Genomic DNA, 11,568 nt, shown 5'->3' with positions numbered 1-11,568 from the left:
TTAAGTATTTACAGTAATAGTTAAACAATATTTAACAGTATGAAGAGAAGAAGTTATGTTGATTGGTGAAAATTAAGACCTAATCTTAATCACAGCAATCTTTGCCTTTCACAAATCTACAGCTCAAAACTGCAAGTAGGGCACCAATGCATGGCGCTATAAGATATAGCCATAAATCAGTTAAATTTCCAGAAACTATGGCTGGTGCAATAGATCTAGCAGGATTCATGGAAGCTTTGGTCATGGGACCTGCAAACATGGCTTCTAATAAAATAACAGCTCCCACAGCTATGGCTGCAGTTGTACCAATTTCCTTACTTCCAGTAGAGACGTTGATTATTACGACCATTAAGAAGTAGGTGAGGAGTAATTCAAGAATAAAGGCTTTATAAGGTTCAAACCCTTCAGCGGCATACGTATGGCCATAACTTTGACTTTCTGGGAAAAGTAGCCATAATATGGCAATAGCTAAAAAAGCACCACCAATTTGAAACACTATATATTTAGGAACCTCTTTCCATTCAAATTTTTTAGCTGCAGCAAAACCTATGGTTACTGCAGGATTGAAATGGGCTCCCGAAACTTCACCAAAGGCATAAATCATAGCCATGACGATAAGACCCCAGGTAATGGCTACACCAACATGTGTTACAGAGCCACCTGTAATTTCATTGACGGTCATCGCTCCACAACCGCAAAAGACCATTGAGAATGTTCCTATGAATTCAGAAATATATCGTTTCATAATTTTATTAGCTTCATGCAAATATACATTCTCTTCTTTTAAGGATATGTTAACATTTAAGAGAGCGCTGAATTCTTAACTTTATAGAATTAATAATCAACACTAACACTTTATAAATATGAAAAAATTAGTACTTATGGTATTTGCCTTTACTTTAATGGTATCGGTAAATGCTCAAATTGAAACCCCACAGCCAAGTCCATTCCAAAAAGTGGAACAAAAAGTGGGATTAACGGATATTACTTTAGAGTATTCTCGTCCAGCAATGAGGGGTAGAACGATTTTCGGCGATTTAGTGCCTTTTGGTTCTATGTGGCGTCTTGGAGCTAATGCTAACACTAAAATTACATTTAGTGACCCTGTAACAATAGATGGACAAGAATTAAAAGCTGGCTCTTACGCTGTTTATGCTACACCAAATGAATCTTCTTGGGATATAGTATTTTATACAGATTCTAACAATGGAGGCCTACCGAGAGAATGGGACGACGCTAAGGTTGCAGCAAAAACTACAGTAGAAACACAAGCACTACCAATGGACATTCAATCATTTACGATGACTTTTGATGATGTCACAAGTTCATCTGTTCATTTAGGGATGCTTTGGGAGAATACCTATGTAGGTGTGCCGATTGAAGTGCCTACAGATAAGAAGGTAGATGCTGCAATTAATCGAGTAATGTCTGGTCCATCTGCTGGTGATTACTATAATGCTGCAGTATATTATGCTTCAGAAGGTAAGGACATCAATAAAGCTGGCGAGTGGATGGAAAAAGCAATGTCTATGGTTGAAAAGCCAGCATTCTGGCAATTGAGACAGCAATCATTGATTTATGCTAAAATGGGTAAAAAAGATAAAGCAATTGCTACAGCTAAGAAGTCATTAGCTGGTGCAAAAGATGCAGGTAATGAAGATTATATTAAAATGAACAAGGATTCCCTAAAAGAGTGGGGTGCAATGTAATTTATTTACAACATCTTTTATAATACAAAACGCAACTGATTCAGTTGCGTTTTTATTTAATGACTCTTTTGTCATTCAGAGCTGTCGGGCTGAGCTTGTCGAAGTCAAAGCGAAGAATCTTTTCTTTGTAATTACAGTAGTCTATGCTTTATTGAGATTCTTCATTTCATTCAGAATGACACTTTTAAGATAGGCTCTTTTCTAATAATCTAATCCAATTGTAGACCTAACACTATCAAGGGTATTTATAAGCAATCTGCTGAAATTATATGTCATAATATCACTTTCAGTTTTACCTTCTCGCAGCAATTGGTTGAAATGCTCAATTTCATAATTGTAACCAAAAGTGTCTTTAGGAAAGTGCTTAGTTTGGACTTCACCATTGGAATATGTCAATGTAACCGAAGAAGGTTCATGCCAACGACCATTAATTTTAATCGTTCCTTTCTCGCAAGTGAATATAGCTTCAGTTGGTGTTTCTTCTAAGAAGGTGCTATTCAAAGAGGCTTCTGCTTTATTATATGTAAATAACATATCACATTTAGAGTCTGCACCATTATTATAAAATTCGGCTGTTGCTGAAATAGAATCTGGCTTCCCCAATGAAGATAACGCAGCAAAAATTGGATAAATACCTATATCTAATAAACTTCCGCCACCAAGTTCTTTTTTAAAAACACGAGAGGTTTCGTCATATTTAGGGTGAAAACCAAAATCTGATTTTAAACTTAAAATATCACCAAATTTCTTAGATTTCAGAGCATCCAACACATACTGATAATGTGGTAAAAAATAGGTCCAAAGGGCTTCCATTAAAAGTGTGTCATTCTCTTTAGCGCAATGTATCATCTCTTCCACCTCTTGGCTGTTCATAGCAAAAGGTTTTTCGCACAGTACAGCCTTTTTATGATTTAAGCAGAGTATACTGTGTTCTTTGTGAAAAGAATGTGGTGTCGCTATGTAAACAGCATGTATATTAGAATCTTTTACAAGAGCTTCATAACTACCATAAGCTATTTGAGCACCGAATTCATTTTGAAATTCTTGTGCTTTATTAATCGACCTTGAAGCTATTGCTATCAACTTACAATCAGCTATAGTGTTTAGGTCTGATGCAAACTTTCTGGCGATTTTACCGGCTCCAATAATGCCCCAATTAATAACTTTAGACATTCAGATCAGTTTTTTTGGTCAGTACTTGAATGCTATTTGCAATAAGAATAACCAACACGCATCCAAAAAGATTCAACCATAAATATGGCATCCAATCGAACCACCAACCAATAATCACAATCACTTGTGTTATTAACGCTGCAATAAATACAGCATTAGCCTGTAGTTTTTTAAAGAAGAATGCAAGCAAGAATATACCCAAAACGTTACCATAAAAAATAGAACCAATAATATTTACCAATTGGATAAGATTCTCTGCCAAATCTGCGACACATGCAATAATGATGGCAATAACACCCCACATTAAGGTAAACCATTTGGTCATTTTTACCATGTGTTCTTCCCCCTTATCTTCTTTTTGGTTCCTCCCATATAAATCGATAGAGGAAATGGTGGCTAAGGCGTTAATTTCAGATGCCGTAGAAGACATGGCTGCAGAAAGGATAACGGCTAGCAATAAACCAATTAAGCCTGTTGGTAAGTGCTTTAATATAAACCTGATGAACATATAGTCCCGATCATTGGTCTGTGTATCCTTTGCTGCGTCAGCATATAGTGTATCTAATTCTTCAGATTTTGCAATAAAAGCGTCACTAGTTGGATTTGCCCTCAAAGCTTCTAGTTCATTGCTCAGTCTATTAAAGTCTGAAGCATATTCAGAATCTATAGCTTTTTTGATTAAAAATTTGGATTCTGCCCTATACGTTTTTTCAATACTGTCAAGAGAAAATAGTTGTTGCTTTAATGCCGGGTTATGGGATTCGGCAAGCTGCATACTAATCGTTTTCTTTTCAGAAAAGAGTTCGTTCTGTTTTTCTTGTAGTTGAATGTAATCGTTTCTATATTCAGACTGTAACACCTTTTCAGTAGAGGCGTCGATAAAATTAAGAGGTGCAGGGTTAAACTGATAAAATACAAATACCATAACACCACAAAGCAGAATAAAAAACTGCATAGGCACTTTAAAAAGACCGTTGAAGAGAAGCCCCATCTGCATTTCCTTCATACTTTTACCAGACAGGTATCGCTGTACTTGGCTTTGGTCTGTCCCAAAATAGGATAGCATTAAAAAGGTACCACCCAATAAACCCGTCCAAACGGTATATCTGTTTTCGAGGTCGAAGGAAAAGTCTAGGACTTCCATCTTGCCAGTAGCACCCGCAATGTCTAAAGCTTCTGTGAAACTGACTTCGTCCGGAATCATATTAAGAGTGATAAATAAAGCCGCTAACATACCTGCAAAAATGACAAACATCTGCTGTTTCTGGGTTACGGTTACTGCTTTAGTTCCTCCCGAAACGGTGTAGATAATCACTAGAATTCCTATGATAATGTTGAGATAGACAATATTAATCCCCAAGACTACCGATAAAATAATTGCTGGTGCAAAAATGGTAATCCCGGCTGCCAGACCTCGCTGTATCAAGAACAAAATAGCAGTAAGGCTTCTGGTTTTTAAATCGAATCTATTTTCTAAAAATTCATAAGCTGTATAAACTTTTAACCTATGGTACAAGGGAATAAAAACAATACAAATGATAACCATAGCAATTGGTAGCCCGAAGTAAAACTGAACAAAGCCCATACCGTCAGTAAAGGCTTGGCCGGTTGTTGAAAGGAACGTAATAGCACTTGCTTGGGTTGCCATGACGGACAGACCTATAGTCCACCATTTTGAGGTGTTACCACCTCTCACATAATCCTGAACATTTTTTCTTCCTCTGGTTTTCCATGTTCCGTAACCTACAATAGCTAAGAGTGTGACTATGAGTACAAGCCAATCGATCCATTCTAATTTTGTCATCTTAAAAAGCTTTCATTATGAGGTAAAAAGCTAAAATGTATAAGATATTAGCCACTAAAACTATGGTGTAAATTCGCAACCACGGTTGTTTTTGAAGTACTTGTTTTTCATCCATAATTAATCCGTGATTTTTTGATCGGTATTAATATTTTCTTTGCCTGCTGATAAAAGATTAGTGAATAGGCGGTAGGCTCCAGATACACCAGCAGGGAACTCCCTAAAGAAACTTAAACCCGTATAGATGTAATTACCCTTACCATACTTTGCTACAACTAAACTACCTTTTTTGCTACTTTCGCCTTTATCGTTTGAAGATAATAGGGGTGTGTATTCTTCGGACCATTCATCAGGAAAATACAAGCCACGCTCCTGTACCCAACCTTTAAAATCGCTTTGGGTTATTGTATTAGGGAAATTTAATAAAGGATGCTCTGGTTCTAATATGGTGATTTCTGCTGTTTCGTCCGTTACTCTATCTCTTGACAATTTTAAGGTGTATGGGGCATAATCGTCAGTAACCAAGCCACGACTAGTGTTATATTGCACAATAAGGTTTCCCCCTTGTTCAACAAAACCTAGCAGATATTTTTGTTTGAATTTTAATTCATCAACGACATTATAAGCTCTAATTCCGGTCACAATTGCATCGAACTGTTTTAAATTTTCTGGTGTGATTTGCTCAGGTTGAAGCATAGTAACATTATAACCGATTTGGCGTAAGCTTTCGGGCACAACATCCCCAGCGCCTTCAATGTAGCCAATATTATTTCCTCGTTTTGAAATATTTAGTCGCACTACTTTACTTTCTGAAGGTAGAAGTACAGTCTGAAATGGAATATGGTTATAGTCTATCTCAATTAATTCGTCAGTGTATATGCCATCATCAAGAACGACCATTGGTGATATATAACCTTCTGACTGGTTTTTAGGTGGAATTACGGTAAACACCAATGTTTGTATATCACCTTTATTGGCAATGGATACTTTTTGCTGTTTAGGATACACGCTCCAATTATCCGGGTACGCCATTTGCACATAGCCATCAACATTATCCTTGCCAGCTCTTACCGTAACTTCGATATCTTTTTGTTGATCGTTTTCGAATATGAAGACTTTATCTTTAATACTTGAAGTTACAGGTGGCACAATTTCAAAAGGACGGTACAATTCGCCTTTATCGGGTTCCGAATAGCGATAGACTATAGGTTTTTTGAACGCTATAGGAATGTTGTTTATCGTTAAATTGAACTCAGCAAACAAAGCTCTTGGAGTTTCTGGTAAGCCTATTAATTCTTGGTCAGGTACTTTGTAAGTCCCCAGTGTTCCTTTTTCCTTTAACCAATACGGTGAGGTGTATTCTGTATCTTCTGGTATTGTTAGCGCTTCTTCAAAATTAAACCTCGTATTAGATTCTAAGCTTATATTTTTTGAAACCGGATTATTGAGGCCTGTCAGCGTATAGGCATCTAATAAAATAGTTGCGCTACTCCTGTTTAAAACTTCTAATCTTAAATCTATTTCACTACCTGGTGTAGCAGAAGATGAATTTGCCGAAGCTTCCAGATACAGACCAGCACACGCTTGGATAATGTCTTTTATTTCTTGTGACTTAATAGTCTTCCAATGCTCATTTTTAATGTTTTGAAGCATTTTGTATGCTCTTAACAGCTGTGGTAGGTGAGAGGAAGGGTCTTTAAAATCAAAGTTTTGTTCTATCGGTAAAAGAATATCGCTTATGGCTTTACCGCCTTCAACACGATTCCAGGAGGTGTCAATGCCTGCAAAAATATCATTGTTACCATCTAAAGGATCTCCCTTTAAAAACTCAACATATTCATCTTGAGAACCACGTTGGGATAATCGCCCGAAGCCTTGACACAAATGCTGACTGCTTGCTAAGGAAGCGACTTCGTTATTTGAGAGGCCTTTCATGGGATAATATACACCAACATCAAAATTGATCATGTTAGATTTATCCGCTTTTTCAAAATTTTCTTGACTACCATAAAACCACCAAGACGTGTTAAAAAACAAACGTTTTGGTTGCCATGTAGAAGTGTAATTTAATTGCTCATTGTATTTTGACGCATCATTGGCCAATTCAAAAGCTTCCATGCTCAACATTGCGGAAGACGTGTGATGACCATGAGTTCTTCCTGAGGTGCGGTGGTCAAATCTATTAATGATGACGTCTGGTTTAAAGGTTCTGATGGCCCAAACCACATCTGCCAAGACCTTGTCTTTGTTCCAAATTTCTAAAGTTTCATCTGGGTGTTTTGAGTAACCAAAATCATTAGCACGTGTAAAGCGTTGTTCTCCACCATCAATGCGTCTTGCAGCTAACAACTCTTGTGTTCTAATAATTCCGAGTAATTCCCTGATTTCTGGACCAATTAAATTTTGTCCACCATCGCCTCGGGTTAATGATAGATACGCTGTTCTGGCTTTTTTCTCATTAGCCATATACGAGATTAGTCGTGTGTTTTCATCATCTGGATGGGCAGCAACATATAAAACAGACCCTAAAACATTGAGTTTTTGGATGGCTTCATAAATTTCTGAAGAATTAAGTTTTTTTGGTTGTTGGGCTTGTGCAGTAAAAAGTGCGAATAGAATTAGTAAGAAACAACTTCTAATTTGTTGCATATATGATAGTGTTAGTCAGAACTCAAATATATAAAAGTTGAACACCTATCAGTTTGGATTTAGATTTTCTTTAACGGTTTATAGCCATTTTTTTCGCCTGAAGTAAATGAGCATTCCTACAAAAAGCAGAATCATAATTCCCCATAGAATAAAATAACTGTATTTATACTGTAATTCAGGAATGTACTCAAAGTTCATCCCGTAGATACCAGCAATAAAGGTTAGCGGAATAAAAATGGTAGCTATAATTGTCAAAACTTTCATGACCTCATTCATCTTATTACTCACAGTAGTCATGTACATATCCATTAAACTCCAGATCATTTCACGATAGATATCAATGTTTTCTGATACTTGAATTAAATGGTCGTAAACATCTCTAAAATAAGTAATTGTACGCTTATAGATTAATGGGTGCTCTATTTTTTCAATACGACTTACGACTTCTCGAAGCGGAAATATAGCACGTCTTACTTTTAGGATTTCGCGTTTTAATTGCTGAACTTCTATATTAATATCTTCCCGTGGCTGGCCTGCAAAAAGTTCGGTCTCTAAATCTTCAATTTTATTGCCTAAGATTTCGATAACACTGAAATAATGATCCACAACGGAATCCATTAAAGCGTACAGCAAATAGTCTGAATGCTGAGTTCTGACGCGCCCTTTAGCATGTCTTAATCGGTCTCTAATACTGTCAAAAACATCTCCTTCTGCTTCTTGAAAGGAAATCACATAATTCTTCCCCAAAACAAAGCTGACTTGCTCTAAAATCATTTTTTCTTGATCGTCGTAATGTAACATTTTAAGAACTACAAAAATGTAATCGTCATATTCATCAATCTTGGGACGTTGATTTGTATTGACGATATCTTCTAGCACCAAAGGATGTAACTCATAATGGTTCCCGATGGTTTCGATTTCATCTGTAAAATTAAGACCGTTGACATTTATCCAGGTTATTGAGTCTGTATCCCTGAACAATTTTGCATCATTTATATCAATGATTTGTGTTTCTTCAAGGCGATCTTTGTTGTAATCAAAGGAATCAATTTTTAAAACATTATCCGTTTTTTTACCAGTATAGACAAGAGTTCCAGGTACTTGACCAACATGTTTTTTATAATCTTGGGACCTTATTTTCAACTTAATTTTTTTATTAAATAATTTCATCAAGAGCGTCTTTTTCTATTAGGGTAACTGCTTTTTGAAGCATTAAATTATTAGGGTAAGTTACTAAATCTCCGTTTTCTTTTCTGAGATGTAATTGAAAAGGCCTTATATCTTCGATAATGGCTTCCAAGGGAAAATCATTATCGTGTATTTTAATCTTATCCCCAACTTTATACGGAAAGGAAAAAAACATAATAACCCCCGAAGTGACATTACTTAAAATAGACCAAATAGCGAAAAGACCAATACCTATAACTGCAAAAACGGAAGAAAATACTAATGAAATTTCACTAAACTCAACTCCAAGTATAAAAGCCTCTATTAAAAAGGCAATTAAAACAAGGGTAACTGTTACATAGCGGCCAATAAGACCAGCTCTTGCTTCCGTGGTGCCGCTTCTAGCTCCAATTTTTTTAACAGTAATGACAATGATAGCTCTGATAATAGATAGAACAATTATAAGTGCTATAGTATTTATAATCTCAAATTTATAGAGGGATAGGAAATCTTGCATAGTAATGAAGTTGGTACTTAACAAATATAACCCAGAAGATTAAAACTTTTATTCTAATTGAAGTGTTTCTCTCAAAGATTCGTTAGCATTACTGTTCTTAGCCCAATATGCTGATTTTATAGATTCTAAACGTGTGGCTTTTGTGGTTAATGTTTTGGCATTTGCACCGAAACCACTTCTAAAAGATTCTTCCCAGCTTAATATATCATAGGGAAAAGCCGAATTGAAGTCAATGGTTAAAGTACGATTGAGATTAGGGTATTCTAATGAATATTGCCCGTCTTTAAGAGTAGCATTAGCCTCGTAAACCATAATTTCTTTATGTTTAAGCCTTATGTACTCGAGAGAAGGAACAACTTTTATTGTACCTGTAGGAAGTGATTTTGGATCGACTCTTAGTTTAGTCCATAATTCATTTTCGGTAAATGTTTTTTCAAGGGTTATGGTTTGATCTGCTTCACCCTGAAAGTAGGAGTGGGAGTCAATTTCAAATTGTGAACGATTGTTTAATTGTGTATATACTTGTCCGCACCATTCTTGAATCGAAGCCGAAACTTTAATGGCATGTTGATTATTAGCAACAGGAAAAAACGTGCTCTGCATTATGGAATATGGATAGATACCAGTATTAAAATTTTTAGTGGCATTCAGCTTTAAAACAGGGATGTTACTTTCTTTATAAGTGTCTGCTTTCACCTGTTCGTCAGGTAGAAAATCTTCTGTAACATATACCAAGACCGCTTTACCATTGCGTATTTCTCCATATCGAGCTTGTTCAAGTTTAAACGATGTGATTTCAGCTTCACCAGTATACCAGTAATCTTTAAATTCTTTAGAAAGGGGCTGTGCTTGCTTAATTGTTTTAGTCTCTGTATTGTCAGCAATATCAACAATTTCAGAAGTTTCTTCCACTGCCTTTTTGCAATTACTTAAAGACAAGGCTAAGCAAAGCAGGATTATAGGTTTTAAAAAATAAGTAGAATTCATAACGCTTTTTCTTAAAAATACAATGCTATTGGCGGTCTGCAATGGCATTTAACGTTTCGTAAAGAAGGTGGGTTGGTAGGCCAACGACATTATTGTATGAGCCTTCGACAGAAGAAATGGCTACTGCCCCAATCCAATCTTGAATACCATAAGCACCAGCTTTATCCAAGGGTTGGTGTGTGCTGATATAATGTTTGATGGCTTCATCCGAAAGTGATTTAAAAGTGACCTTAGTCACCGTATTTTTAATGATTTGCTCTTTCGTTGTTGTGATGCAGATAGAGGTAACGACTTCGTGAGTATCATCACAAAGCCGTTTTATCATTTTAAAAGCGTCATTTTCATCTTTTGGTTTTTCGACCGCTTCATTATTATGCCAAACTATGGTATCACTTGTAATTAGAATATCTTTTGATTTCAAATCAAGTATAAATGGTTCAGCCTTTAATTTTGAAAGGTAATCCGTAATGCCCCCTTTTTTTAGATCGTTTGGATATACTTCTTTAACGGGCTTCAATTGAATAGTAAAATCCAAATCTAAAAGCTTCAAAAATTCATGCCGTCTTGGGGAAGCAGAGGCTAAAATGAGATTAAATGGTTTTAATTTATCTTTTAAAAGCATTAGTTCAAAATCAAATTATAAAGTAATAAAGACAAAATTCCGGTAAGCATAACCACTTTTAAAACAGAACTAATATGCTTGTATTCTGTTTTTGAATCTGCGCTAAAGAGTTTAATATTAGCGTAAATCAGCGGAGCCACTATTAAAGCTAAAAAATAACCAACAACCAAGGTTTGCTTAAAAAGGTAGCTAGAGACATAGAAAATAACAAGTAGAGTCGGAATTAAAGACAACAGAAAGATAAGTTTAGTTGCTCTCTCTCGTCCTAAAACAATAGGCAAACTTTGCACGCCTACTTTATGATCTCCTTCAATGTCTTCAAGACTTTTAACAAACTCCCTAAGCAGATTAATCATAAAAGCGAAAATGGCATAGTCTAAAATTAATTCTAAAAAGAAGACCTGTATCTCACGATTGGTATCTGTAATCATTGGTAACAAATCAAATAACGCTACCATAATAAGGCTAAATCCAACCAAAATAGAAATAACCACATTACCAATAATCAATAGTTGTTTCAGAAATGTAGAATAGAGGTAAAGTAAGCCCGAAATAATAACAAATAGTGCAAAAAACCCAGTTTGGTTTATGGAATAAGCTAAATAATAGCCCAAAGCAACTCCTATAACATTGAAGACAATGAAAAGATTGGTTGCATTTTTTTCTGAAATGTGTTTGTCTATGACTACCTTCTCTGGTTTATTGATGAGATCTGCTTCCACATCTTGGATGTCATTAATAATATAACCAGCGGCTGCGATACACAAGGTGGCCAAAACTAAGACTACCATTCCTATTGGGGTCAACGCAGTTTCGACTCCGTAGGTTTCTTTAAAAGGATCTAGTAAAGCATATTTAATTAGTACTTGGGCCAAGGCAATGAGTAAAAGGTTTTGCCATCTTATCAGCTTAAAAAAATGTGTCATAAGGATTGATTGGTTGG

The 11,568-nt window shown here is 35.8% G+C and carries 10 protein-coding genes; 1 reads left to right on the top strand and 9 read right to left on the bottom strand.

Annotation, left to right across the window (positions count from 1 at the left end):
- Window positions 1-85: 85 nt before the first annotated feature.
- A complete protein-coding gene (locus ACFEMA_RS12425; protein WP_411768534.1) occupies window positions 86-745 on the bottom strand; it encodes an MIP/aquaporin family protein in 660 nt (219 codons plus the stop codon).
- A 118-nt stretch (window positions 746-863) separates the two neighbouring features.
- On the opposite strand from ACFEMA_RS12425, the gene ACFEMA_RS12420 reads away from it, so the two are divergent.
- On the top strand, window positions 864-1,709 hold the full coding sequence (locus ACFEMA_RS12420) for a DUF2911 domain-containing protein (RefSeq protein WP_411768533.1): 846 nt from the start codon (window positions 864-866) through the stop codon (window positions 1,707-1,709).
- Between the two features lie 201 nt (window positions 1,710-1,910).
- Here ACFEMA_RS12420 and ACFEMA_RS12415 read toward each other — a convergent pair whose 3' ends face one another.
- The 8 genes from ACFEMA_RS12415 to ACFEMA_RS12380 form a co-directional block, all read right to left on the bottom strand.
- Complete coding sequence (locus ACFEMA_RS12415; protein WP_411768532.1) at window positions 1,911-2,882, bottom strand: Gfo/Idh/MocA family protein; 972 nt, start codon at window positions 2,880-2,882, stop codon at window positions 1,911-1,913.
- Entirely contained in the window at window positions 2,875-4,686 is a 1,812-nt protein-coding gene (locus ACFEMA_RS12410; protein WP_411768531.1) for a sodium:solute symporter, read from the bottom strand. The genes ACFEMA_RS12415 and ACFEMA_RS12410 overlap by 8 nt, the downstream gene beginning before the upstream one ends.
- 117 nt (window positions 4,687-4,803) lie before the next feature.
- Complete coding sequence (locus ACFEMA_RS12405; RefSeq protein WP_411768530.1) at window positions 4,804-7,332, bottom strand: PIG-L family deacetylase; 2,529 nt, start codon at window positions 7,330-7,332, stop codon at window positions 4,804-4,806.
- A 78-nt stretch (window positions 7,333-7,410) separates the two neighbouring features.
- Window positions 7,411-8,502 (bottom strand): magnesium/cobalt transporter CorA, encoded by a 1,092-nt coding sequence (gene corA, locus ACFEMA_RS12400; RefSeq protein WP_411768529.1) that lies wholly within the window; start codon window positions 8,500-8,502, stop codon window positions 7,411-7,413.
- Window positions 8,489-9,016, bottom strand: coding sequence for a mechanosensitive ion channel domain-containing protein (locus ACFEMA_RS12395; RefSeq protein WP_411768528.1), 528 nt, complete (start codon window positions 9,014-9,016; stop codon window positions 8,489-8,491). The genes corA and ACFEMA_RS12395 overlap by 14 nt, the downstream gene beginning before the upstream one ends.
- A 48-nt stretch (window positions 9,017-9,064) precedes the next feature.
- Window positions 9,065-10,003, bottom strand: coding sequence for a septum formation inhibitor Maf (locus ACFEMA_RS12390; RefSeq protein ID WP_411768527.1), 939 nt, complete (start codon window positions 10,001-10,003; stop codon window positions 9,065-9,067).
- Window positions 10,004-10,028: 25 nt separating this feature from the next.
- A complete protein-coding gene (locus ACFEMA_RS12385; protein ID WP_411768526.1) occupies window positions 10,029-10,625 on the bottom strand; it encodes a Maf family nucleotide pyrophosphatase in 597 nt (198 codons plus the stop codon).
- Window positions 10,625-11,551, bottom strand: a complete 927-nt coding sequence (locus ACFEMA_RS12380) for a geranylgeranylglycerol-phosphate geranylgeranyltransferase (RefSeq protein ID WP_411768525.1) — start codon at window positions 11,549-11,551, stop codon at window positions 10,625-10,627. The genes ACFEMA_RS12385 and ACFEMA_RS12380 overlap by 1 nt, the downstream gene beginning before the upstream one ends.
- Window positions 11,552-11,568 lie beyond the last annotated feature (17 nt).

Origin of the sequence: Winogradskyella sp. A3E31 (genome assembly GCF_046720935.1) — a bacterium.
Classification (GTDB): domain Bacteria; phylum Bacteroidota; class Bacteroidia; order Flavobacteriales; family Flavobacteriaceae; genus Winogradskyella.
The sequence above is the reverse complement of the archived record's forward strand: the minus strand, read 5'-3'. Positions and strand labels throughout refer to the sequence as shown.